The following is a 26,006-nucleotide window of genomic DNA, read 5'->3' as shown; positions in this document are numbered from 1 at the left end:
TAAAACTTTTAAATAGAGAGGTCGAAGTATTCGTATTTGTCTTTCGAGAAGTTTTCTTAACCACATAACCCTATTTTTCTAGCCAGAAGAACGCTTGCTTTAACATCTCTTTTGCTTGACCAATAACACACGGTCCATGAGAAATAATAATATTCTTAGGTTCCCATTTCTTTATTTTGTGATAACTCCTCAAAGCTTGTTTTTTACCAAATAAGAAACTCATTCTTAAATCTCTTGGTGTCTTACCATTTGGATGGTGGTTATCACCTATTTTAAAAAGTAGCTTTTCAAAAAGCGATAATTTCTCAGTTTCAATATTTTCAATAAGATCCGTTAAAATCAAAGTTGAACTTTCAGTATGGAAAAAAACAACCTCTTTCACGTAAAAACTTCCCTCAAATGTTGTAAAACAAATTTCTTCGTTCCAATTGGCCTTGCTTAATTCCTGACCATAATCCAAACTCATTCCCGATTTTCTGGCACGCTTTTGAACACCACTAGCTAGCCAAACTTTTGCTTCCGGAAATAGTTGATGCCATTCATCTATATAACTATAATGTAAGACATTGGGTGCAATAAGGTGTTTTACCTCACCCAATTGCTTGATTTCAAAAAGTAAATTGTCATTAGGCTTAGTCGGTGAATGCACCCAAAGACCACCATTCTGTAGACGGATAACTGTCATTCTAGTTGAAAAAGGCACTTTGAAGAATTTGAAATCCATCAGTACTTCTTCTCCATCCACAATCCATAGGTTATCTGCTATCTTTTTTAAGGAATTGAGGGGATTATATTTTTTGACTTCCATGAAACTCTGCTTTCTAAATTAATAAAGTATAATCAATCGTTATTCTCCAAAAATGGAACAACTAATTTAATCCACTCTTGAGGTAGGTAGGCTGATAAATAGCCGTGGTTATAGCCCTTTGCTTCATACAAGATAGTGTCGGGGTGCATCTGCTGAAATAATCTAGCTGATTCTTTAACACCGTTCAATTCTTTTTCGCCATAAATATAGAGAGCCTGTGCTTTACTTTTTGAAATCCTACTCTTCAACTTATAATGCCCCATATAAGTCTTATAGATAGTCACTAATGTTTTGTTAGGTGTCCTTGGCATATCCTCCATATAATAATCTTTTATCTCGTCTGGGTAAGCTAATTGGGGATAGAATTTATTCATTAAGCTTAACTGAAGTTTACAAGAGGATTTACTAATCATCAGTTTACCAAATAAAGATACCAACAAGATGCTAAATCTCGCCAACCTTGGTTGAGGAATACAGATACTTCCGTCTATGATGGCTTTCTCAGCTATATCGCTGTCTAAGGACAAAAGTTCCATAGCAATTTGACCTCCAAGTGAAACTCCACCTAAAGCAAACAGTTTTCCATCACAGTTTTGTCGAACATAATCTAGAATTTCCTGTGCCGAATCTTCCGTTGATATATAATCCTCTTGATACTCTTCTCCGTGTCCATTAAGTGTAGGTAAAATGACATGGTAATTATGAGACAGGAGACGAGCTTGTCTAAGATAATTCCACCAAGAGCTACCCCCACCATGTATCAATAAAATGGTAGGCAAATTTTTATCACCAAACTCATGAAATTTCATATTTGATACCCTCCAAAATGTCTCATATAGACAGTACTATATTTACTTGAAAGTCTATGTTCACCTTTATTATTCTACTATTTACTCTGCTTAGCTCTGTTACAAGTAAGAGAGACAATATCGCAACCTACCTAGTCAAGGCCAAATTCCTTTCTCGCATCAGCTAGAGAAGAGACTTTACCTTGAATAATTTCCTGATGCCCGACTAAAATTTTCTTTTTCAAATCCTCAAAAGCCACTTGATACGTTGCCTCTGGAAAATCACTAGACACATATTTGCTTTGGTTAACCATTATATTTTCCATTTTTCTAAGCGTTCTATTTTGTATATATTTATTGTAACATGAAGAAGAAATATGATTCAGATAAAAATATCAAATGACTTACCATAAAAAGCCCTGTCACCAAGGCTTTTCATTCTACACATTTTCTAGGCCTCACAAGCAGTGATACCGCTTCAACATGTCGTGCTAGTATACTCCTATATTATAGAACGAAAGAGAATTACACACTCAACTCAAACAACTTATAAAACTCACCTCTCCTATCCATCAAGTCACCAAAAGAACCATCTTCAACAATGACGCCACCTTTCATAAAGAGAATTCTATCGTATTTTTTCAAAATGTTCTCATTCAACTTGTGGGTTACTACAAGTGCCGTCAAATCTTGAATATCCAGGATTGAATTTTCAATTTCAGTAGTTACTTGATTATCCAAAGATGAGGTAGCCTCATCCAATAATAAGATTGGTGTTTTTCGAATTAAGGCACGCGCAATACTAAGTCTTTGTTTTTGTCCGCCAGATAGATTTGAGCCATTCTCTCCACATAAAGCTTGTAGACCAGATTCATTTTCTAAAACATAACTTTCTAAACCTGACTGCTGTACCGCTTGCTTTATTTCCTCATCAGTGAAGAATTGATTAAGAGTAATATTTGATCTTAAAGTATCATCAAAGATATAAATGTCTTGTTGAACAATAGTCATTAAGTTATAAAGGCTCCCTGCTGAAATAGCTTGCAAATCTATATTATCAATGGAGATGTGCCCACTTGTTACATCGTAAAAACGCAGTAATAGATTGAGCAAAGTTGATTTTCCACTCCCTGACATTCCTACAATTGCAATTTTTTCCCCTTTTTGAATCTTCAAAGATAAATGATTAAAAATTTTTTCTTCAGTATTAGGGTAAGAAAAGTCTATATTTGAAAAAGAAATAACATCATCGAAATATTCTTTTGTTTCACCAGTCTGAAGCTCAGTTACATCTTTTACCTCAAATGCATCTAGTGTTGCCTGACCTTCACGAAATTTACTTATTCCCATTCCAACTTCATTCAGTGGCATTACTACAAAATTGACCAGTTGAACAATAGCTGTTACACTCCCAATTGTGGTAGAGCTATTAAATACGAGATACATCCCTCCACCAAAGGCTACCAAAAAAACAATCATCCCTGAAAGCTGTGAAATAACATTAGCTAAAACGTCAAATTTCCCTTTTATAAAATTTATTTCATCAAATTTTTCACTTTCATGACTATAATCCTCACAGATAGCATCTTTCACATTAAAACTTTTAATAACAAGAAATCCTGCTAAAATATCTTTAACCTTAGCTAAATACTTCTGATCGGCAACCATAGCTCTATTTTGTAAAGAGGCTGATTTTTGTCCAATAAATCCTGAAATCATCATTGGAATAATGCTAGCAATGATAACTAATAAGGTCAAAAACCAATTACCTATAAACATAGCTAGAAGTGAAAAAATCATTAAGGAAAGGTTTTTTGAAATATTAAAATACTGGTATAGATAATCTTGCTCAATTTTCTTCATATTTTCGGTTAATACGGAAATAAATTTCCCTGATTTTTCTTTAGAAAAGTCTCTATAATCCCTATCTAAAATAGATTGGAACACCTTGTTTTTGTATCTTGACATGATTTGCCTAACAAGTTTATTTCTCAATCGAAGAGATATAAAGTTGAGTGCTGCATAGATGAAAATAACAGTAGCTCCTACTAGTACCGCTTGAGTTAAGGCTTCTTTATTTTGGGACATGCCACTATCAATAATACCTTTAATAGAATAAGCAAAAGCAACGTTAGTTAAAGGGACCAGTATATTAAATATCATGAAAGCATAAAAAGCCTTCTGATGGTTCTTTATCAATTGTTTCATCCTTAATCTACCTCATAATTCTTAATTTCATTTAGAAAATGTGACATAAAATATTCTTCTAAGTCAATATTCTCTCTCCTAATCTCTTTCATAGAAACCTGTTCTACAATTTCTCCATTTTTGATAAAGCCAATTTTATCTGCTATCTGTGAAATTTCCGATAATATATGACTCGATATTAGAATAGTAATTCCATGCTCCTTAGAAAGCGACAACAAAAGATTTCGAATTTCTTGAATCCCTATTGGATCTAAACCATTGATTGGCTCATCTAAAATTAACAATTTAGGTTTTGTTAGAAAGGCACGAGCTAAACCAAGCCTTTGCCTCATTCCTAACGAAAACTCTTTTACTTTTTTAGTCGTATTTTTTAATCCGACCATACTTAAGGCTCTTATTATATCTGATTCAATAATATTTTTTCCCATATACTGAGCGTGAATTTCCAAGATTTCTTTTGCAGTGCAATTATCATAAAAAATTGGTGATTCAATAATACTTCCAATCTGACTTAGGATTTCTTCTCTGTGTTCTTGTAGATTTTTCCCAAAAATTTCAATACTACCTGATGTAATTGTTGATAGGGATAACATACATTTCATTAACGTTGTTTTTCCAGCACCATTCGGTCCTAAAAAACCATAGATTTCTCCTTCAGCAATTTGAAGGTTGATACCACTTAAAATTTCTTCTTTATCAATTGTTTTAAAAACTTCTTTTATTTCAACGATATTTCTCATTTCTATCTCTCTTTCTATATCTAGCTTTAAATGCTAGAATTTTTCTTCCGGTGCATAACTACCAACTTATACAGTCTCTTTTTTATAGAAATCATCAAGGAATTATCACTTTCCTTCAATTAAACTCAGGTATGCTACTTGATACTAATATCTTGTCTTGAAATACTAGAGATTGAAAAAGAAGTAATCATTAAACTTATGAAACATGCAAATATCAAAAAGAATAGGTTATCAGCAATATTATTAGATAAACTTCCTGGACTGGCATTCGAAAGTAATGCTGCTAAACCAAGTCCAGTAAGCATTGTTATAGCTGTCGAATGCTTAATCATACCTAAAACAAATGGTAGTAAGCCTATTAGTACTGTTCCAAACGTTATTCCAGCTAAGTTAATTAATTGACTAGCTAGAGGGATATAACTAGATTCAGTTACAACAGCCAGGAATCTAATGAATAATTGAATCACTAAATGTGCAGAAAAATGGGCAATAAATGCTATTAGAATGACTGAAAGAATTTTTCCCCAAAGTAACTTTATTTTAGAAATAGGGTAAGAAAACAACTGAAAAATTGTTCTTCGTTTAAATTCATCAATAATAATCGTAGATAATAAATAAGATTCGAAAATCAAAAATGCTGCTTTTGTAAATAAAGATGAAAATAATGAAGCTACAATTGCCCAACCTTCCCATTTACCAGTAACTCTAATAACATTAGAATCCTGTCCAGTGAATTCTCCTAGTTTATTGTCAGTACCTAAACCCATAATAATGATTGCTGTAATACCTAACACTATAAATATAGTACACAACCAAGCTAAAAATAATTTAGATTTAGAAACTTTATTTAATTCAATTTTAATAAGCGACAACATAGATTATTTCCTCCAAAGCGTAAATAAAGAATAAACTATTCAGACTAATCTCGACAAATATTTAAAAATAAGTTTATTCTTCAGAAAATGTCACTATACATACTATCGGTATGTCTATACTAAAAACAAACATACCTACGGTATGTATAATAGATTTTTAATAACACACTTAAAGTATGTTATTTTTTAATTATAAATTATGTAAGATAATTTATTCAATTGATAATACATAAATAGAAATGAGTATTAACAAGAATGTCATGCGACGACTTATTTACTATTTTTTTAAGTGATCGAATAAGTTGAAAATCACCTCCATCATTTCATCAGAAATTAACTGTACCCCTAGACCTTCAAAAGTAAGTTTAATGAAATTCATTTTGCGCTTTAATTCTACTAATGAAAAAACGGAAATTTGAAAACCAATCCAAATATTTAGTGTTAAAACAATTAAATCTGCTAGCTCTTCTGGATATTCTGTTTTAATAGACCCATCTTCAACTCCTTCGTAAACTTTTTCTCTAATTTCGGGTAAAAAATCAGAAAATAGACCTAGATACTGCTCTCCTAACAAACGTGGACTTCTTAGCATGATTGAGGCAGAGTAAACGAGCCTTTGGTGTTCAAAATTAGAGAAAGAGTCCATCAAAGAATTTTGTATCTTTTCTAATCCAGTATTTCCTCTCCAATTATAATTTAAAATTTCTTGATTATTTTCGCTAATGATCGTTTGCAGTATATCATATTTGGACTCAAAATGATGATAGATAACACCTTTTGTTAATCCACCTAAGCCATCTATGATATCTTGTATTGAAGTATTATCAAATCCTTTTTCTAAAAATAGATTTTTAGAGACCTCTAGTATTTTTTTTCTAGTTTCATGTGAGTTTCTATTCCTTGCCATTATAGTCCCTTTCTATCATACCATCGGTATGTAACTTCTATTGTAGTGCACGAAACTAATAATGTCAAATATCTTATCGGAAGCTGTTTTATTAATCATTTCATTTTCAAATGCAAATATTATTTAAATTCTCCAAATCTTAATTTAAAGATTTTAAAATGATTAAAGAAGTAATGAAATAATCCACATAACTATTTCAATAAGTTCTATTTTACCTAAACTGAAAATTCAGCTACTAAAGACTAGTTCACACTATGATACTTCCCCACTATATGACAAAAAGCCCTGTCACCAAGGCTTTTCCTTCTACATATTTTCTAGGCTCGTACAAGCAGTGAGACTGCCTCCACATGCGATACTAGAAAATATCTATATTATAGACCAAAACTTTTGTTCTTTTCTCAATTAGATAATATTTTTAGTTCAGTACAATTTTGGTAAGGTACGTTTTATTAATTTATCGGACGAATCGATACATCTCCAAGTCCAAAAGAGAAATTGTCAAAGATATCCTGATAGTCGAATGGAATTAGTTGCCCTGTCTGGCTCATAAGAGCAAAGTCAACGCCTAATTCACGAATGAGATAGGGACACAGTGTAAATCCATTTTTCTCAATGATAAGAGCCAAGTCCAAAGAAGGGAATTCGCTCCTCCTTTGGGAAGGACTGCTTATACAAGTCGCTGATGATTCCCCAGTGTTTAAAAGGATTAAATTTAATTTGTTTTAAGGTCAAAAATTTCTCCTTAATTCCACCATCTAGCAAAATAGAAGTCTTTTTAAATATAACTCACGTCACGCCTTCGCAACGTTCTTTAGTTTAACGATTGAATCTCTTCTTTGACATATCCTTCTACATCTTCAATCTCTACAAACAGCGGGTCTAAGTGACACAAGAAGTGCCAATCTTCAGCGCCACGTTTTCTGTAGAGAATCGCTTCGCCGTCTTCGCTTCCGAAAAAGCTTCTGTCGGTTTCATATCCACAGCGTTCTAAGAAGTCTTTTGCCTTGCGATAGTTCGCTTCTCTTGCTTCGACATAGGCTTTCACTTCATCGTTGTTAACGACATATGCGTCGATTTTTGAATATCCTTCGATCACTTTATCGTTTTTAACGGATAGATTCGAAATTTCTTTCCAAATAATGTCCACATTTTCTTCATAATTAAACGAAAATCTAGATAAAGGGACAATATTTCCATTGAAAACAATTTCCATATAATCCGGCAAGTATTTTGGGTTCACATACTCCACTTCAAACCCATCTTCTGTTTCTAAAGTATACCCAGGGAGTTGAGCTACAAAGACTCTTCCCTCTTCTAAAGAGTCAAACGTGACTAAATCCTTTTGATAATCACCTTGATACAATTCCAAGATAACCATCGATAACCCTCCATTTTAACTTTGCAACGCTACGCAAATTTATTTTTCAGATCTTACAAGCAGTGATACTGCCTCGACATGAAACGACTGATCGCTGAGTCTATCAAGTGAAGCTGTCTGTATGTGGAAACATGTCTATAAAGCTTTTAACAATATCATAAGGTAATCGTTAAAAGGTATTACCTCGCACAAACAGTGATTTACTTAAACGAAATCCACTCTTCCTTTGAGAGACAGGTTATATGTTCTGTACGAAGAACACCTTCCAATGCACACGGAACGTTCTCTTTTGTATGATGATAACGGAACCCACATTTTTCCTGAACCCTCCGTGACTTTGTATTGCCGTCAAAATAACCGCACCACAATTTCTCCAGACTCAAGTCATCAAATCCATGTCTCATTATCTCACGAACTGCTTCTGGTATAAGCCCCTGACCCCAATAGGGAACTCCAATCCAGTAGCCAATCTCCGCCTCAGTATCCGGAATCCCTTTATCACTTGCAGAGCCAATCATCAATCCTATGCTACCCACTGGCTGCATCGTTTCTTTTAAAACAATGGCATATATCTCAGGTGCTGAAAAATAATTTTTTATAATCTCCCTACTGTTTTCAACACTGGTATGTACTGGCCAACCTGCAATCGGACCAACTTCTGGATTACTGGCATATTGAAATAAATCATGGGCGTCTCTTTCCTCCCATGGGCGAAGAATCAATCTTTCCGTTTCTAAAATCATTTTGTTCTCCTTAAATTCCAATTTAATTATTTTATTCTAGGTTTAGATGTTGGCAGTTCCTCATACATACCATCCAGTAGTTCCGTAATTAAATCCGAATCCCCAAATCTGTCGAATACATGCATTAATGTCTTTGAACCTTCATAGGGATAACTCAACTCGGAATCCGAAAGATACGAATGATATCCATCCCAGAAAACTTCCTGTGGGTCTTTTACAATGTTTCTACCTGCTTTTCCTTACTAATTCTATTACTCGCCAATATAGTATAAATTAAATAACCAATAAAAATGATAATAAAAATAACATTTATTTTTAACACAAAATAGAGATTTAACAAATTTGCGAACGCATGAAATAATATACAGTACCCCACAGATTTGGTTTGACGATAAAGAAGCCCTAAAACAAAACTTAAAAATAATGTATATATAAAAAATAAAATAAAAGGAAATCCTTGATGACTTTCTCCCACTATAAACCATAAAGGCAGATGCCAAATTCCCCAAATTGATCCTACAATCAAATTAGATTGCCAATACGTATATTTTTTATCAAGTAACGGTTGTAATATACCTCTCCATCCTAATTCTTCATGTCCACCACCAAAAAAAATTAATTGAATAAAGAATAGTGGCATCAGATAAAGTGATACTCCGTTTAATTCTAAGGAAGATACAGAAAATAGGATCAAAATTGCTAACATATGAATAATGAAATAAATACTACTATTTTCTCTCTTATGAAATACAAAATGTTTAAATTTTATATTATTACTTTTCAAATAAGACCCACTTGCAATAGCTGGTCCAAGAGCACCAACTATATGTAATATTCTCCCTATAAAAGTCTCTAATCCCAAAATATGAGATTGTGTAAATATGGCAAGAAGTCCCCAAGCTATATAAGTAATTCCAAATGTAAAATAAAGATAATTTTTTAAATTCTTTTTATCAATTTCTGTCATTTATCTTCCTTATCTTGATTACTTTATGAATAATTTTTTTACTGCTTCTAAGTTGCTCTCGATGTATAACTAGCTATATTCTATCACAAAAATGCAAGAAAAAGCCTTGAAATCAAGGCTTTTCTATACTTTCACAAATAATCCTAATAAATTTCCATTCAACTTCTTCTAAGCATCTTTTCTAAAAAATAAATTGACAATCTCATCTTCTGAAAAGCCTAGCTCACCAAGTTTTTCAAACAAAATTTTAACTAGCTTGTTAGATTCTTGATATCTTATCTCTTTTATTTCTTGCTCGCTTGCTATGACAAAATATCCTAATGTTCCACAGCTAGTAACCAAATTCTGTTCTTCGAGAACTTTCATTGCTTTTTGGACAGTTGCCGGATTACACTTCTCGTTTTCTGCTAATCTCCTTATTGAAGGAATTTGTTGTTCAGGTGCATAATCACCTCTTAAAATCTTCGTTCTTAATTTTGATGCAATTTGTAAATATAGATGGTGTTTCATTTAATCTTTTTATTATCACTTTCCCTAACAAACTTCCAATATGCAGAATAAGGGATGACTGTAGCTAGTAGAAGATAGTATTTATTTGCAAACATATCTGCTACTCCTTTTGCATTGAAATGAATAGGAACTTTCTCAGGGAGAAACCCACAAATAATGACTATGATGACCATCATTCCCAACAAAACCAAAATATCTTTTAACAGTCTATTTTTCATCTTATTTTCCTCCTTTAACTAGATAAAATTTAACTTGGTCATTTTTATATAAACTCTAAACGAAATAGCCAGTAAAATTACTGATACTGCTTGCAAAACAAATATAATTGGAAGATTAAAAAACCAATTAAGCAAAATAGGCGTAATAAGCGTAATCATACTAATAATTCCAGTTACAATAACAGGAAGACTTTGTTTGACAACTATCATCTCACTGTCCCAATCATAGTTGGGATATTTTTTATTTAATGAAATTCCGATTACCATTATAAAAAGGGAGTAACATATAGGAACAATAACTAGATTCATAACTTGAATAGGACTCATATCAAGTTTCAGCATAAATACAGATACAGAAATCATATATCCAATCAAATGAAGTGTAAGGTTGACAGCTATCTTAGCATTTAAAATCGTTTTCACTTCAACTGGAGAACTTTTCAAAATCCAAATATTTTTACCTTCTAAAGATATAGATGAAGCTGCTGGACAACTGAGTGAAAGCATAGATGCAATAAAGACGGGAGCTAAGTTTGAAAGATACTCATTTATATTTTCAATTCCTGCTGAATTTCCTATTTGACCGACAGAATTAAACAGGAAACATATACTAAAGACACATAAAAGAATCACTCCAAGCCCAGCATTCAAGACTGCCATATAAGAACTTAAAAATCGTCCAAGCTCTTTTTGATACAAGGAAAAAAATACCGATTTTCTTTCATAAGATACTTTGTCATTAGCATAACTTGATTTTGTATTGGCAAGTGTATTAAGTAGTCCATACTTCAACGAAGCAATTTTGACAAATAGATAAAAGACGACTATTGAAAGAACTATATAAAATCCCATCCCATAGTACATTGGAAAATTGTAGTATGACATAAATAGTCTAGAAATTGGATACAGTCCAGTAATTTGCTTAGCCAGAGTAACCCCAATACTACTTTCATCACCTGATTGCAAAGCTGATAATGCAAAATATCCAATTATACCTAGCATCGCAAATGAAAAAATAAGAGAGATAACATTTTTTCTTTTAAAAAAAGATGAAGCGACAACAATAACGAGTCCCATGCATGCCGCTATACACATGGGGATCAAAGGGGCAAAAATTATAGAAGTAAAATACAATATAATCTGTAGGAGGTTTAAACTTCCGTTAAAGCCCCATATAATTCCACCCGGAAGCATAAACATCAAGCCTATTAAAAAATTCAATAAGTACATAAACATGAACTTGCTGGTGATAATATACGAACTTTTAACAGGTAAGGATTGGAGAATTTCCATATCTCGACTGCCAAATAAAATGCCATTCGAATAAAATACTGTCAAAAATAATATTGAAAAACTTGAGACAGATACCATATATGCTGGAATCAAGTTCTGCTGTCCGACGTGTACCAATGTTTTCGCTGTTATTATATTATAAACAAAGCAAAATAAGGAAAGAGTTATTATGCCAAAACTCGCAATAGCCATTGAACTTTGTTTTTTATTTCGTGAATCTCTAATCTCGTTAATAGGAAAGAAATTAATCAATTGCGCTTTAAGCAGTATCCAAATGTTACTCATTGTTCTGCACCTCCATGAAAAATGCCTCCAATGATTCATCACCTTTGACGTCTCCTGTATTGCCACTTGCAATTAACTTTCCATTTTTGATAATGGCAATCTTATTACATAATTTTTCCGCAACATCCAATACATGGGTTGAAAAGAAAATAGCACCTCCATCTGAAACACACTCATGCATAATTTTCTTTAGTAGGAAAGTTGCTTTGGGATCTAGCCCAACAAAAGGTTCATCTAAAATCAACAGTTTGGGAGAATGTACAAGTGCAGAAATAATGGCTGTTCGTTGCTTCATTCCATGTGAATATGAAGAAATAATCCCCGAAAGATGATCAGTCATATCAAATAAATCACCGTATTTTTGTATTCTCTCCTTGCGTATTTTTGTAGGAATTTCAAACAAGTCAGCAATAAAATTAATATATTGAAGTCCTGTCATATGTTCATACAAATCTGGATTATCTGGGATATACGCCATCATTTTTTTACAAATAACAGGTTCTTCTTTAATAGAATGACCGTTGATAATTATACTTCCGTCTTCAAAATCATGGATACCGACAACTGCCTTTATCGTTGTCGTTTTGCCTGCACCATTTGCTCCAATAAAACCATAAATATCTCTAGGCTGTACTGAAATAGATAGGTTATCCACAACCTTCTTGTCCCCATAACTTTTACTAAAATTCTTTATCTCTAACATATTTTCACCTCTATTGACAATTTGTCAGTTATATTTTGAAATAATACCGATAGCTTGTTTTGATTTAGCTATCGGTACATAGTTCTCTTTACAAACATTCTATTTTTTTTAATTGCTAAAGAGTCCTTTTGTATTTAGATTTTGTTCCAGCATTATCTTAAATGCATTCAAGTAATCTTTGACAGGTTCTTTCTTTGAAGTTTTTATACCTATGTTATTTGAAACAAAAACATAGGCTGTCATCAGAAATTCTGCTGTTTCTGATGGATATTTTACAGAAAATACTTTTTCTGAGATGCCTTGATTTATTATCCTCTCAAAATATATAGTCAGTTTTTCAATGAGCTTATGGGATAACTTATCTAACATATAACGATTCTCTTCAAGATCAACCGTCTTTTGTAACTCAGTTCCCTCCGCTGAAACGTTATCTGTAGAGATTATTGTGGCATCTATAAAGGCTCTTATTTTTTCAATAGCAGTTTTATCCTCATCATAGACAATCACATGAATATCTCTCAGTAATTTCTCTGAATAACGTTCAACAAGACAATATAGAATATCTTCTTTATTCTTAAAATGATAATATAACAAACCTCGTGATATATTTACTTTATCAACTATATCCTGAGTTGTTGTGTTCGTATATCCTTTCTCCATAAAGAGGAGCATAGCAGCATCCATAATCTCTGCCCGTCGAATTTCCGGATCTTTTACATCTCGCATTTTATCCCTCCTGATTATAAGTTATACTACTTTACTGACAAACTGTCAATTAAAAAATTATAGTTTTGAAACCAGTAAAAAAGCCCTGTCACCAAGGGGCACTGCACCCCAATAATGGGACAAGAGAAAAACCTCTTATGCGACTAGTTTTCTGTACTCTACAGGAGACTGGTCATTTAATTTCTGTTGAATTCTAGTTTCATTATAAAATATGATGTAATTTTTAACAATATCTGTTATACTATCTTTAGTTAGGTTTCTCCACTTATGGAGATAGAAGGGTTTCAGACTTGAGAACAGAATGGAACCATTCGATACAGGCATTATCTGCTGGTGTTCCTTTTCGGGACATGGAGCGGGTGATGCCTTTTTCTGTACAAGCCTGATAGTAGGCTTTTGAGGTGTAGACAGAGCCCTGGTCGCTGTGTAAAAGTGCTCCTTGAGGTAGCTCAAGTTGATTAAGTGTGTCGAGCACGAAGTCCGTATCTTGGCACTCGGAGATGGTATAAGCTACAATTTCACGATTATAGAGATCCATGATCGAAGATAGATAAAGTCTACAGTTTTCAAAATAGAGGTAGGTGATGTCTGTGACAAGTTTCTCCATAGGCTTGTCTGCCTGGAAATCACGATCCAGCTTATTGTCTGTTACATGGTAAGGCTTCCCTAATTTAGGTCCCTTCTTGGGACGAACACGGCAAAGGCAGCCCTTTTCCTTCATGATGCGATAGACTTTCTTGCGATTAACGACGAGCTTATACACTTTTTTGAGCAAGCGAGTAATAGTTCGATAGCCGTAAATAAAGTGATTTTTCATACAGAGTTGTTCGATTTTATCTGCTATTTCATCTCTTTTCTGAGAATTCTTACACTCCTGTTTCCAGCGGTAAAAGGTTGAGCGTTTGACGCCGAAACATTCTAAAATAATCGATACAGGGAACGTTTTCTTATACTCTTCCACTAGCTTGATAAGACTTACTTTGTCGATTCTCTTACCAAGCTCTGATACTTTTTTAGTAATTCTACCTGCAAACGTAACTGTTCTACTTTGGATAACTGTTTCATCCCTTTACCATAAGTATATTGTTTCCCCACAGGTTGGTGGAAACGGTACAATTCATCATTCTGATACCATTGCCACCAAGTCTTGACCTGACTAACATTTTTGATGCCGAGGGTGTCCATGATAACTTTATTTGATTTACCTGCCTTCTTCATTTCGATACAGGCTAGCTTAGTTTCTACTGAATATGCTTTTTTGACCATAACAAAACACTCCTGTTTCTAGTTTACCAGATTTCAACAGGAGTGTTTTCTTTTGTCTCATTTTATGGGTGCAGTGCCCAATTTTCTTCAGTCTATTTCTTTTACTAGAAAAAGAGAAAAACTCTTAAGAATAGCGCTAAAACAGCATTCCTAAGAGTTTTCGCTAAGTGGTACCCAACCGACAAAATGACAATTTTTCTATTCCTAGTAGGGTTTGTCTACGTTCTGAGACGATAGTTTTTCTATCGCCTTTGGTTACCATTTTGATGAAATTTTTTAAATCATAAGAATAGAATCTGTTAAGCCACTTTTTGAGCAATCATCACACCAATCGGTGCAAGACCTCCATGTGCCAATTTCATTTCAACTACTGAAAATCCATATTCTTTAATAAAATCTTCAAATTCCTTTTTATCCCATTCTTGATACATCTTAAATCCTAAAATAGACATCAAACTTTTTATCATTTTTCTTTGTTTTCCCTCTTTCCATAGAAAAGTGGGGGCGAACAAAGTCCCATTAGGTTTTAACACCCTATATATTTCTTTCATCGCCTCATCCGGTTTAGGCATAATATGAAGTGCATTAGCAATTAACACACAATCAAATTTTTCATGCGAATAGGATAATGATACTGCATCGGCTGTTTCAAATGTAAGATTTTCGTATTCCCCACGCTTTTTAGCTTCCTTAATCATTTGTTCGGAAAAATCTGTGCCAATCCAACTTTTCGTATGCTTTGAAAGATTAAACGATAATTGTCCTGAGCCACAAGCAAGTTCAAGTACCTCCATGTCTTTATTCAAATGAGGACGAATGTATTCGCAAACTTTATCATATACTCCTTTGTCTTTTTTCATGAAAGGAGCATATAGCTTAGCAAATTTATCCCAAAATTTTTTATTGCTTTTATCAATCATTTCAACGCTCCTTTAAATATAAAAATGATCCTATCAATCTTTATATTGAGCCTATTTTCTCATTGATACCTTGCAAGAAAGGAATAATAGCTGTTCCTATACCAAGTAGGAATGTCATAAATGCAGAAAGTCATATGCTGTCATTCTTTTCTATTCAATCATTTTGAAGTGTCTCAAGGCATCCATGATAGCTTCTTCTTTTTCAGGTGTACACTGTGGAATAATTTGTTTCTCCTTTTTAGACTTGCTGTAATGTTCTCGTAATTCTATTCCACATTTCCTTTTTATCTGTGCAATATATAATGTCGGAACTTATAATTCAAATTTATTCCAAACATATTCTTTGATTTGAGCATATGTTGCCTTACTTTCAGCACTGGTCAAATCAAGCTCATCCAGCTCAATTTCAACGTCTATATGCTTATCGACATCGAGTTTGGACAAAAGTGATACCGCCTCAACGTGATGCGTTTGTGGGAGTTCAAAGCTCCAGTGGAGCTTTGAAGCATCTCGCCTTGAAATGTAAAAGCGAGATGTTTAACTGCGTTTTACCAATAAACTCACACACTCAACATGGCTCGAGTGTTCATTATTGATGTCAGCGTCCATGGGAACATATCAACCGTTTTTTAGCTGTTTCGAGGTTTAGGGGAACATATCAACGGTTTTGGGCGTTTGTGGAAACATATCCACTAATTAAAATGATGATACGTATTATGATAGAAATTAATCTGCTCAAGAGAAGGAACATGATACCCATCCTCAACTCCCAGCATATCACCGGCAATTAGTGTTTTTGCTCTGCTTAGGATAAATAGCACCAAAATAAAAATTAAACTCGTGATTGTCATATTAAATTCTTAGGATAAAAATACCTAGAAAAAGGATTAGATTTCTCTAATCCTTTGAAATGATGGTTCTATAATGAATGAATATATTACTCCACTTAGCTCAGACTCCTTCCAATCGGTCTTCGCTGTCACTCGCCTTCTCGGGAAGTCCTTGCATAGATGGAACATATACTTCTTCGGTCGCTTTGCTTCCTCACGATCTTAACAATATTTTCGATCTTTGTTTATAACTCCCGAGCACAAGCATTTTAATATTATTTTTCTCCTAACCATGTCTCAAAATTTGAGACTAATTCCTGTACCTCATTAAAAAATCTGCTGGTATGGTAACCGTCGCAAACCGCATGATGCACCTGTACAGACATAGGTAATAAAATTTTATTATCCTGCTGAAAATACTTACCCATAGTAAAAATAGGGATTAGATATGTTGCATCATTATATATATTCAAGTTGAATCCGGTAAAATTCACCCAAGGAATGCTGGACACATTAATTGTGTTAGCAGGTTGACCTGCCTTAGGCATGAAATTCATAACGTCGCTATAGTTTCTGATATCCTCAAGGTAATTATAGTAGAAACGTGGGAAGTTCTCGTCATACTCTGTCCAAATACTTGAAAAAGTTTCGTTATCCTTATGAAAGATAGTATAACTTGGGTTCATACTATCCCAGTATCCTAACTTACCGTTTTGATCAAAACTGGTGCGGAACTCCTTGTGACGATTAACTACAGTTGTGATGATATAAATAAGCGTAGGGTACAGTTTCAGGCCCTTAAGTTTAATTTCACGCAGTAAACTAGTTATCTCTAAATTTGCAGTCATACTGTAAGTGCACCTTACCGCATTTAAATAATGCTCAAAGTATGGCTTTCTATTCCAATCCTCTATATCTATCAAATTAAATTTCATAAATTAGCCTCCTAAAATTTTATTATTTAATTTTAGAAGGCTAATTTAACTGCCATCATCATCTTGCAACCTCCTGCTATCCAAGCATCTATATTTATAAGCAAGTACATTATACCATATAGAATCATGTAAATCAAATAGGGTCATAGAATATAAAACAAATACACTTGCTACTACAAATATATCCTTTATTAATTCGTGTTATTCCACCAATACGAATCAGCATGATATGTAATTGTTAGTTATACGGATTATCCTCAGCTGCTTCTTGCAATCCTTTGAGAATTTGCCACCATTGCAAAGCATCTTTCTCTAGCTGCTTTATAAAAGCATTCTTACGTAGCCTTCAATATCATCTGGAAATCGAAAAGCCAGTTTCATCTTTAATTCACCATACTCTAAAGCGATGTCAGGATGTGTACGCAGAAAGTCCCTTACCGCTATATGCCTATTAATATCTTTGTGATTGCTTTGCTCAAAAATATGAATCTGGTGTGTTCTATTATCGCCACCCTTGCGGAAATATCTCCGTCTTTCAACACCAAATTCACCCATACACTCATATCCAATGGCTACAAATTCTTCGTTATGCTTATCAACCAAACTAATATTTGTCACTACAGGCATTATATCAATGATTGGCTTAGCGGATAACCCTTTAACTGCTGTACTACCAATATGGTAAATCTCCACCAATATATCCTTCAATATGTTCCTTATCATCTGTGATTCATTTTCATACTCTACTTCCCAAAAGGGGTCATACGGAACTACTCGTATAAACAATATTAAACCTCCAATCTCGTTCTCAACGAATAATATTTACGACATTTTTACGAAGGGCAGCCTGTTTCGGCTCCTCTGCAGCATAACCCATAACGACAGACCCGTAAACAATATGATTTACGGGAACATCAAGATCTGATAAAAGCTCACGGATTAAGGGCATGTTTGTGAGTCCTGGCAGCTGATTTAGCCAGCAGGAACCAATACCGAGTGAGTGTGCTGCCAGCATCATATTCCCGATGGCTAATGCTGAATCCGGCATAGAGTTTCCGTTGTCCTTTAAGTTAGAAACAATAATAAAGGTAGGGGCATGATACAGGAAATTTGAACTCTCGTCTTTCGCTTTTTCAACAAGGCTCACAACATAAGGATGCGTTTCTGCTACAACAGGTATAGATATAAGGGTTAGGCGAATAGCCTCATTCACTTTTGCAAGTACACTGGTTTTTTGAATGACTGTAAACTTCCAGCTCTGTGTTCCCATCCCGTTAGGCGCATAGCTTCCCGCTGTTAGAATGGTATTTAAATCCTCCTCTGATATCTGAGTCCCTCTAAAAGTTCGTATGCTTCTTCTTGTTAATATGTTTTCTATTATACTATTCATTGGTAGTCTCCTTCTTTAAAAAAATTATTCTCGTATTTATCGCTATCTCTATTTTTTACAAGCTGCATATAGAAATCGTCCATAACCTATTTCGGCTACATTTTTCATCAATTCTCCATTTAACCATAATGCAGTATCAGCAAAGCTTCTACCCTCAAGTGGCCATTTTGCATACTGCTGTGATTGATATTCTGCATCCGACATATTGATTAATTTTTCAACCCATTTATCATGAAGAGTTTTTATTTCTTCTTTTGCTTTTTCAACACTTCCAGGCCAAGTAATGTCTTCCTTTTTCAAGGTACCATCTCCAAAATTGTAATCTAACGTAGTGCGCCACCAATATATAATATGCCACATAATCCATGCAATACTGGACGGTCCAATCTCGTAACTTTCGATTTCAGGCCAATCTATACTCCATCCATCGTCTTGCCTTCTTATCTGCAGACCCATGGGACTGAATGTCCAAAGTGCCTCTGTCTCCTTTAGATTCTCTGTGTGATAAAGATAAAGTTGCCAGCACATGTCTATCTGAAATAGTATATTCTCTTTTATTTCGATATCTCTCATTGATTTTAATACTCCTTATTAAAATTATTTTAGTATACATTAATTTTTGCCAAAGAAAAAAAGTCTTTATACTTTTTAACAATGGAGCCGCCAGCCAGTACAGACTACATTGACCGGCGACTACCTTAAATTTAATGTTTCAGATTTATTTTCTTATCACTAATTTCATAAACCACATCAGCCACATTGTCGAGTAGCCGTTTGTCATGGGTGATAAACACTATAGTTCCAGTATACTCCTTCATAAATATTTCCAAAGCCTCTAAGCTTGGTATGTCAAGGAAGTTACTGGGTTCATCCATTATTAGGATGTTATATCTACCCATGAGCATTTTAGCAAGCAACAATTTTATAATTTCTCCACCGCTTAAAACAGATAAACTTTTTCCAATATCGTTCTGTTTGAACCCCATAGATGCTAGCACTGAACGAATTTCTGATATATTGTAGTCACAATCCTTCTGCATAAACTCCATAACATTCTGATTACTGTTGTACTTGTAACCATTCTGTGCAAAGTAACCTATTTTTGCCTTAGGCGAAATAGAAATTCCTTCTTCATGGTTTAAGATCATTTGGATTAAAGTTGTTTTTCCGATTCCATTACCACCAGTTAACGCCACTTTTGCTCCTAACGGAATTTGAAAAGATGCATTTTCAAACAGAGCCTTATCCCCAAATACTTTATTAATTTCTGCACCGACTATAGGGTATGGATTATGGAGCTCCAATGCTTTACTTTGCCTGAAACGAATTCTGCGAATGCCTTCCGGAGCTTCTACTTTTCCTAAGGCCGCAATCCTGTGCTCTAGGGTTTTAGCAGCATTATACATCTTTTTTTCCTTACTTCCTATTGATTTTTGATGAGCTAAACGCCCTCCGTCTTCAGTACTTTTTTTCTTTGAAGAACCTTTTGCCTTCTGTCCTATTTTACGAGCCTGTTTTCGCTTTTCCTCCGCAGCCCTTTCCAATCGGGCACGTTCCGCAATAAATTGTTCGTATTCTGCAGCTTGGCTCTTACGTTCTTCCTCTTTCTGACGAAGATAATCAGAATAGTTTCCCCAATACTCAGTGATTTTGCCATCTTTCAGTTCCCATATTTTATCTACTATTTCATCAAGAAAATAGCGGTCATGGCTAATAACTAACAGTGCACCTGTAAAATATTTTAGCTGTCCTATTAGAAAATCAATTCCTTCACGGTCTAAATGGCTCGTAGGTTCATCCGCTAAAATACCATGAACCTGTGCCGATAAGGCCTGTGCTATTTTAAGCCTTGTTTCTTCACCACCGCTCATAGTCTGTATATTTAATTGCTCAACACCTAGCTTGCCTACAAGTGCAAAATCTTTTTCCTCCTGCAGAGTTACTTCGTCCAACTGGGGAATATAGGCAAGTTCACCCAGACGATTCATTTTACATCCTGGGGGAGTTAATTCTCCTAAAAGTACCCTGAGTAAAGTGCTTTTTCCAGCACCATTTGCTCCTACTAAACCAATACGGTCATAATCATATACTTCTAATTCATTTATATCTAAAACATCGCGTCCTTTGAATTCCACACGAATGTCTTTTGCTTTTAATATTAATTCCATAACATTTCCTCCTGTCTATAATCGCATGCTTTCATTTGCTTGTATGCAGGGAAAACCCTGCGATTTTAGCAGGAAGAGTTACATGAAAATAAGATACATAAATATTCCTCCAATATTGTTTATTTTAAATCTAATTTTCTAACCTCAGTTATCATTTGGCAAACTATAGCAATGCCAATAATTAAAATACCTGATAGTAAAAACCAATGATTTACACCGATTTTATCAGCAAAGAATCCAGAAAGAATTAACCCAATTGGCATAGCAAGTGACATGATACTTCCGATCAAAGAAAATACACGTCCTAAATATTCAGGCTTAATTTTCTCCTGAAAAAGAGCTGTTTGCACACCGCTATAAAATGGCACCGAAAGCCCCATTATTGCACAGCAAACTACGAATATTACAAATCCATTTGGAGGAAGTATTCCCGAAACGGCTAAACTGGTCCCCATTATAAAAAATGAACTTGTTATTAGTAATACATGCTTTTCGAAGCCCCCTAATCTTCCTAATAATAAGCCTCCTGCTAGCATCCCAAATGCAAAGGAAATTTCCGTAATAGAAATATGCACAGGCGTTCCATTAAAGTGTTCCATGCTTATTAAAGGAAATAGTGCATTGATTGGCATATAAACAAAAGTATATAGTGTTCCTAAGAGTAATAAGGCAAACAATCCTTTGTTTTGTCTCAGAACCACAACTCCTTCTTTCATCTCCCTTATGAAATTTGGTTCTAAACTTTGCACTTGATTACCCAGCTTAGGTATACGTACAATTGCTACCGTAATAGATGCAATCACAGCACCCAATACGTCGATGGCAATAATAGCATTTAAATCCCAAACGGAGTATAAGAGTGCTGCAACTGCCGGACTAACAATATAGCTTATAGACTGCAAAGACTGACTATAGCCTGCGCATTTCGTTAGCTGTTCTTCTGGTACTAAAAGTGGTGTAACCGCATTGAGTGCTGGGGTATGAAAAGCTGTTCCAATGCTACGGATAAACAATACTATCATAATCATCCAGACAGGTAGCTCCATACAGAATGCAACAATAGCAAGCACTGCACCAGCTGCTGCGATAATTAAATCGGCACCAATCATTATCTTCTTCCTATCATGACGATCCACTAGCACACCAATGGCAGGTCCCAAAATCGCATAGGGTAAAAAACCTACTAATGAAGCCATAGACAAGACCATCGCAGATCCTGTTTTTTCTGTAAGGTAAAAAATAATCGCCATTTGCAGGATGGCACTAGTGATTAATGATACTGCTTGCCCTGCCCATATTGCATAAAATTTTCGTTTCCAATTGTTGTATTTTTCCATTTATATTATCTCCTGCATATTATTTTGCTTGAATTTCTATTTTGAATAGCATTCTAGGCAATAAAAAATGCAGGCCAAACCCCACAATGTGGCTTTTGGTCTGCATACATACAATTTGGAAACATTCATATTAAAGACATAGTTAAATAAAGGTATAGTTAAATAACCAATATCCTCACCGTAACTAATGAATGCTCAATATCGTATAAATAAGCACAACAAAAAAGCCTATCATCGGGTATAGATTCTGCTTTTTTTATTGCCAGCTTATCTTAAACGCATTGAGGCTGTCATAGTTTCGGTTCCTCCTAAATTCTTATTTGGATCATCATATATTTTAACACAACAAGTCGTTTTAAGCAACTTTAAAATTAAAAAAATCCAATATTAACCGCCAAAGGGTGTTAGCCCTTAATTGGCGGTTAATATTCTATATCTCTTCGTCAATCTCAATCCCAGACTTGAATTCAACGGTGAGCTTATCTTCATATATCGTTACTTTTTCAATAAGCCGCCTTACCAACTGCTCATCATATTCCTCCAACTCTGCGGATTGTTTATTCAAGAAATCAGTCATTTCAGCGATTCGTTGCCTTTTTCCTTCTCGCTCTGCATTTTCAACAAGTGCATTTTGCTTCAATTCTCGAAGGCGGTAAATTTCATCAGCCACATCTTCATAGTCATTCTTGGATTTTGCTTGAATAAGAAGCTGTTGTTGTAATTCTTCCAATTTGCTATCAATGTCATCAGTGGCATTATCATTTTCTCCATTAAATACAGTAGCTATATTTTTCTGTAGCACCTTGAGGAATGGGTCTTTGTTAGCCAAAAGTTCGTTAATAGCCTTAACAACTGCTTTCTGCAATGTTTCCTCATTTATGGTAGGGGCAGTGCATTCAGACCCTTTTTCCTCCAATCGGCTGACGCATCTCCAAACAATAGATTTGTAACCTCGGTTATTCCAATGTACTCGTCGATAAATATCACCGCAATGTCCGCAGTAAACAATACTCGATAAAGCATACTTACTGCTGTAAACTCGCTTTTTACAGCCCTTGCCACCGCGAAGATTTGCTCTTCGAACCATCTCTTCTTGAACCTGCATAAAAAGGTCTCGTGGAATGATAGGCTCGTGGCTATTTTCTACATAATATTGGGGAACGATGCCGTTATTCTTGACTCGCTTTTTAGAAAGGAAATCAACCGTATATGTTTTTTGTAGAAGGGCATCACCGATGTACTTTTCATTCTGCAATATCTTTTTCAGTGTTTCCGGTCTCCATTTGGCTTTGCCTGCCGCTGTAAGGATACCGTCAGCTTCTAGTCCTCTTGCTATCTGTAAAAGACTAGCACCTTCAAGGTACTCTCTGTAAATCCGTTTAACAACCTCAGCACCCTCTGGGTCAATCACCAGTTGCTTGTTTTCATCCTTGGTGTATCCAAGGAAACGCTTATGGTTGACCTGGACTTCGCCTTGCTGATATCGATACTGAATTCCCAGCTTAACGTTCTGACTTAAGGATTGACTTTCCTGTTGGGCAAGGGATGCCATGATGGTCAGCAATACTTCACCCTTAGAATCCATGGTGTTGATATTCTCTTTCTCAAAGAATACCGCGATGTTTTTATCCTTTAACTGCCGGATGTATTTAAGGCAATCTAACGTATTTCTGGCAAATCGGCTGATGGATTTTGTGATGATCATGTCAATATTTCCAGCCATGCACTCTTCAATCATGCGGTTAAATTCATCACGCTTTTTGGTATTTGTACCTGTGATACCGTCATCCGCAAAAATATCCGCCAATTCCCATTCCTTGTTCTTCTTAATATAATTTGTATAATGTTCAATCTGAATGTCATAGCTTGAAGCTTGCTCCTCACTATCCGTTGAAACACGGCAGTAAGCGGCCACTCGTATTTTGGGTTTGCTTTCACTATTTTTATTATTTCCGACTCGTTTAATTGCCGGAATGACTGTTACATTCCTACTCACTGCCACTTGTTATACCTCACTTTCTATCAGACTGTAGGCATATTCCGCCTGCTTGTATGGATCTTCATATTTTTGCACCAGAGGTTTTGATTTGAACTTTACAGGGTAATCCCTTACCGGTTCATCTTTAGGCTCCCATATCCTTCCGAGCTTTTCTGCTCGTTTTCGTTTTTCTACTCTGGCTTTTTCAAAGGTCTCTTCATCAATAATTGGAGGGTAGAATTCATCGCCCAAGTAATGCTTGTTCTGCAACATCTTACTTGCTGTGGCATGGTAGCAGTCTATCCCAGCTTTTTTAGTAGCACCCTTCAAAGAAAGTCCTGCCAAGTATCCTGAAAATAATTCTTTTACTTGTTCTGCTGCTATTTCATCTACAACAGCCTTTCCATCTTCAATTCTATATCCATAGGGTGTGTGACCCATCTAATTCACCAACCTTTCCTTCAATGTGATTCCACATTTTAATTCAAATCCAACTTCCTCTCGTGAAAATACCATAATCTTTTCTACGTAATTTTCAAACAGCTCATCCTCATAGGCTGTAAGCATTTGGGACTTAGTTGCAAACTTAAGCAGACGGTCAACCTCTTCAACTTTTGTAAAATTCCCATTGACGGAACGAGTAAGTTGATCCTTTTCGACAAGAAGCCTTTCTCTTTCTGCTTCCAATGAATTCTTTTCTTTATTAAACAGAGCAGGTTCCAGATATCCTTTGGCCATTAAACCCGTCAGCATCTGACTCTGCTCCATGTTGTTTTCAATCTTAGTTTCCAACTCTTCAATTCTACGAAAACTCGCTACATTATTCTGGTTACGTAACCTATTCAAAAGTGGTCTTAATATGAACTTCTGACCGTAAATGAGTTTATTCATCATCGTAACAAAAGCAGTCTTTATATCTTCATCTCGAATGAACTGCATAGAACATTCCGTTATATTGCCTATATGCTTACTACAGCACCAAGCAACATATTTTCTTCCAGATGAATGAATTCGTCTTTTAAAGGTACTGCCACATTCCGAGCAAATAATTTTGCCAGAAAAGGAATATCGGTTTTGATATTTACTGTTGCGCTTTTCGATGCCTTTTTCCTTTGCTCTCTGATTGAGAACGACATCTACAGCTTCAAAATCTTCATGGCTAATAATTGCCTCATGATGGTTTTCTACTAAGTACATATTTTTCTCACCGTAATTGGTGTGCCTGTTAAAATGGCTGTCAGTATAGGTCTTTTGCAAAAGTACATCACCAGTATATTTTTCATTAGTCAAAATTCCTCGAATGGTAGTAGCCGTCCAACGGCCACCTCTTTTTGAAGGGATACCCTTTTGATTAAGATCATTTGCAACTTTCTGTGTACCTTTACCCGATAACACTTCTGCAAAAATATACTTTACAATTTCAGCCTGCTTAGGAATTACTATCATTTGACCATCCATGTTTTGATAGCCATAGGGTGGATAGGAAATTTTAAAGGTTCCGTTTTGAAATCGTCTTTGAATGGCCCACTTCGTATTTTCTGAAATGGAAATCGATTCGCTTTCTGCAAGTCCGCTTAAAATAGAGAGCATCAACTCGCTTTCCATTGTCCCCGTATTGATGTTTTCTTTCTCAAAATAAATATGAACCCCAAGGCCGATCAGTTTGCGAACCATCTCCAAGCAGTCTGTAGTATTTCTCGCAAATCGGCTGATAGACTTGGTAATGATGAACTCTATCTTGCCGTCCTCACAATCAGCAATCATAGAAAGAAGTCCGGCACGGACATCCTTTTTTGTACCCGTGATTCCTTCGTCATAGTAAAGACCCACATACTCCCATTCGTCATTGGAACGGATGTAATTTTCATAATGGGCCTTTTGTGCCTCAAGGCTGATAAGCTGCTCATCACTGGCTGTGGATACACGGCAGTAGGCTGCAACCTTCAGCTTTTTCTTTTGAATCAGGGTTTCGTTTACCCCGATTTTCGTTATCTTTTTCATCAACTCACCTCGCTTTTTGGGTAGTGACA

At 35.1% G+C, this 26,006-nt stretch carries 26 protein-coding genes and 3 pseudogenes; all 29 read right to left on the bottom strand.

Going from position 1 to position 26,006, the window contains the following annotated elements; all coding sequences use genetic code 11:
* Positions 1 to 70 precede the first annotated feature (70 nt).
* The 29 genes and pseudogenes from BSR19_RS03665 to BSR19_RS03525 all read right to left on the bottom strand — a co-directional run bounded on the left by BSR19_RS03665 (position 71) and on the right by BSR19_RS03525 (position 25,977).
* Complete coding sequence (locus BSR19_RS03665) at positions 71 to 808, bottom strand: DUF4336 domain-containing protein (RefSeq protein WP_156246583.1); 738 nt, start codon at positions 806 to 808, stop codon at positions 71 to 73.
* A gap of 32 nt (positions 809 to 840) precedes the next feature.
* Positions 841 to 1,617, bottom strand: a complete 777-nt coding sequence (locus BSR19_RS03660; protein WP_037600270.1) for an alpha/beta hydrolase — start codon at positions 1,615 to 1,617, stop codon at positions 841 to 843.
* 131 nt (positions 1,618 to 1,748) lie between these two features.
* Positions 1,749 to 1,922 carry a hypothetical protein gene (locus tag BSR19_RS11855; protein WP_002890505.1) on the bottom strand — a complete coding sequence of 58 codons (174 nt, stop codon included), beginning with the start codon at positions 1,920 to 1,922 and terminating at the stop codon, positions 1,749 to 1,751.
* A gap of 199 nt (positions 1,923 to 2,121) precedes the next feature.
* The gene (locus BSR19_RS03650) at positions 2,122 to 3,804 is read right to left on the bottom strand and encodes an ABC transporter ATP-binding protein (protein ID WP_002890503.1); all 1,683 of its coding nucleotides are present in this window, start codon (positions 3,802 to 3,804) and stop codon (positions 2,122 to 2,124) included.
* Between the two features lie 2 nt (positions 3,805 to 3,806).
* A complete protein-coding gene (locus BSR19_RS03645; RefSeq protein ID WP_002890501.1) occupies positions 3,807 to 4,544 on the bottom strand; it encodes an ABC transporter ATP-binding protein in 738 nt (245 codons plus the stop codon).
* Positions 4,545 to 4,678: 134 nt separating this feature from the next.
* Positions 4,679 to 5,419, bottom strand: a complete 741-nt coding sequence (locus tag BSR19_RS03640) for an ABC transporter permease (RefSeq protein WP_002890499.1) — start codon at positions 5,417 to 5,419, stop codon at positions 4,679 to 4,681.
* Positions 5,420 to 5,696: 277 nt separating this feature from the next.
* Positions 5,697 to 6,326, bottom strand: coding sequence for a TetR/AcrR family transcriptional regulator (locus BSR19_RS03635; protein WP_002890498.1), 630 nt, complete (start codon positions 6,324 to 6,326; stop codon positions 5,697 to 5,699).
* Positions 6,327 to 6,778: 452 nt separating this feature from the next.
* Positions 6,779 to 6,961, bottom strand: coding sequence for a hypothetical protein (locus BSR19_RS03630; RefSeq protein ID WP_002890497.1), 183 nt, complete (start codon positions 6,959 to 6,961; stop codon positions 6,779 to 6,781).
* Positions 6,962 to 7,140: 179 nt separating this feature from the next.
* Entirely contained in the window at positions 7,141 to 7,707 is a 567-nt protein-coding gene (locus BSR19_RS03625; protein ID WP_002890492.1) for a hypothetical protein, read from the bottom strand.
* A gap of 200 nt (positions 7,708 to 7,907) precedes the next feature.
* A complete protein-coding gene (locus BSR19_RS03620; RefSeq protein ID WP_004182884.1) occupies positions 7,908 to 8,450 on the bottom strand; it encodes a GNAT family N-acetyltransferase in 543 nt (180 codons plus the stop codon).
* Positions 8,451 to 8,476: 26 nt separating this feature from the next.
* Positions 8,477 to 8,623 (bottom strand): annotated as a pseudogene (locus BSR19_RS11850) (TfoX/Sxy family protein); the annotation flags it as partial.
* A gap of 41 nt (positions 8,624 to 8,664) precedes the next feature.
* Positions 8,665 to 9,417 carry a CPBP family intramembrane glutamic endopeptidase gene (locus BSR19_RS03610; protein WP_002890489.1) on the bottom strand — a complete coding sequence of 251 codons (753 nt, stop codon included), beginning with the start codon at positions 9,415 to 9,417 and terminating at the stop codon, positions 8,665 to 8,667.
* Between the two features lie 168 nt (positions 9,418 to 9,585).
* Entirely contained in the window at positions 9,586 to 9,927 is a 342-nt protein-coding gene (locus tag BSR19_RS03605) for a GntR family transcriptional regulator (RefSeq protein ID WP_002890488.1), read from the bottom strand.
* A complete protein-coding gene (locus BSR19_RS03600; RefSeq protein WP_002890487.1) occupies positions 9,924 to 10,145 on the bottom strand; it encodes a DUF1648 domain-containing protein in 222 nt (73 codons plus the stop codon). The genes BSR19_RS03605 and BSR19_RS03600 overlap by 4 nt, the downstream gene beginning before the upstream one ends.
* Positions 10,146 to 10,163: 18 nt before the next feature.
* The gene (locus BSR19_RS03595) at positions 10,164 to 11,723 is read right to left on the bottom strand and encodes a putative ABC transporter permease subunit (protein WP_156246582.1); all 1,560 of its coding nucleotides are present in this window, start codon (positions 11,721 to 11,723) and stop codon (positions 10,164 to 10,166) included.
* Entirely contained in the window at positions 11,716 to 12,426 is a 711-nt protein-coding gene (locus tag BSR19_RS03590; RefSeq protein ID WP_156246581.1) for an ABC transporter ATP-binding protein, read from the bottom strand. Before BSR19_RS03590 ends, BSR19_RS03595 begins: the two co-directional genes overlap by 8 nt.
* Positions 12,427 to 12,534: 108 nt before the next feature.
* The gene (locus tag BSR19_RS03585; protein ID WP_002890483.1) at positions 12,535 to 13,152 is read right to left on the bottom strand and encodes a TetR/AcrR family transcriptional regulator; all 618 of its coding nucleotides are present in this window, start codon (positions 13,150 to 13,152) and stop codon (positions 12,535 to 12,537) included.
* A 135-nt stretch (positions 13,153 to 13,287) separates the two neighbouring features.
* Positions 13,288 to 14,418 (bottom strand): annotated as a pseudogene (locus tag BSR19_RS03580) (IS3 family transposase).
* 299 nt (positions 14,419 to 14,717) lie between these two features.
* On the bottom strand, positions 14,718 to 15,338 hold the full coding sequence (locus BSR19_RS03575) for a class I SAM-dependent methyltransferase (protein ID WP_084869760.1): 621 nt from the start codon (positions 15,336 to 15,338) through the stop codon (positions 14,718 to 14,720).
* Between the two features lie 150 nt (positions 15,339 to 15,488).
* Positions 15,489 to 15,815 (bottom strand): annotated as a pseudogene (locus BSR19_RS11455) (23S rRNA (uracil(1939)-C(5))-methyltransferase RlmD); the annotation flags it as partial.
* 628 nt (positions 15,816 to 16,443) lie between these two features.
* Entirely contained in the window at positions 16,444 to 17,103 is a 660-nt protein-coding gene (catA, locus tag BSR19_RS03565; RefSeq protein WP_061424521.1) for a type A chloramphenicol O-acetyltransferase, read from the bottom strand.
* Positions 17,104 to 17,424: 321 nt separating this feature from the next.
* Positions 17,425 to 17,889, bottom strand: coding sequence for a GrpB family protein (locus tag BSR19_RS03560; RefSeq protein WP_230310989.1), 465 nt, complete (start codon positions 17,887 to 17,889; stop codon positions 17,425 to 17,427).
* Between the two features lie 22 nt (positions 17,890 to 17,911).
* Positions 17,912 to 18,493: a nitroreductase family protein gene (locus BSR19_RS03555; RefSeq protein ID WP_061424519.1), complete on the bottom strand. Its 582-nt coding sequence runs from the start codon at positions 18,491 to 18,493 to the stop codon at positions 17,912 to 17,914.
* A 48-nt stretch (positions 18,494 to 18,541) separates the two neighbouring features.
* Positions 18,542 to 19,066 (bottom strand): DinB family protein, encoded by a 525-nt coding sequence (locus BSR19_RS03550; protein ID WP_031577803.1) that lies wholly within the window; start codon positions 19,064 to 19,066, stop codon positions 18,542 to 18,544.
* Between the two features lie 131 nt (positions 19,067 to 19,197).
* Entirely contained in the window at positions 19,198 to 20,661 is a 1,464-nt protein-coding gene (gene msr(D) / locus BSR19_RS03545) for an ABC-F type ribosomal protection protein Msr(D) (RefSeq protein ID WP_156246580.1), read from the bottom strand.
* A 119-nt stretch (positions 20,662 to 20,780) separates the two neighbouring features.
* Positions 20,781 to 21,998 carry a macrolide efflux MFS transporter Mef(A) gene (gene mef(A), locus BSR19_RS03540; protein WP_000417519.1) on the bottom strand — a complete coding sequence of 406 codons (1,218 nt, stop codon included), beginning with the start codon at positions 21,996 to 21,998 and terminating at the stop codon, positions 20,781 to 20,783.
* Between the two features lie 430 nt (positions 21,999 to 22,428).
* Positions 22,429 to 24,000 (bottom strand): recombinase family protein, encoded by a 1,572-nt coding sequence (locus tag BSR19_RS03535; protein ID WP_084870166.1) that lies wholly within the window; start codon positions 23,998 to 24,000, stop codon positions 22,429 to 22,431.
* Between the two features lie 3 nt (positions 24,001 to 24,003).
* Complete coding sequence (locus tag BSR19_RS03530; protein ID WP_084870164.1) at positions 24,004 to 24,417, bottom strand: recombinase family protein; 414 nt, start codon at positions 24,415 to 24,417, stop codon at positions 24,004 to 24,006.
* Positions 24,418 to 25,977 carry a recombinase family protein gene (locus BSR19_RS03525; protein WP_061424514.1) on the bottom strand — a complete coding sequence of 520 codons (1,560 nt, stop codon included), beginning with the start codon at positions 25,975 to 25,977 and terminating at the stop codon, positions 24,418 to 24,420. It abuts the gene before it with no gap.
* Positions 25,978 to 26,006 lie beyond the last annotated feature (29 nt).

The organism is Streptococcus salivarius (assembly GCF_009738225.1).
Classification (GTDB): Bacteria; Bacillota; Bacilli; order Lactobacillales; family Streptococcaceae; genus Streptococcus.
The sequence above is the reverse complement of the archived record's forward strand: the minus strand, read 5'-3'. Positions and strand labels throughout refer to the sequence as shown.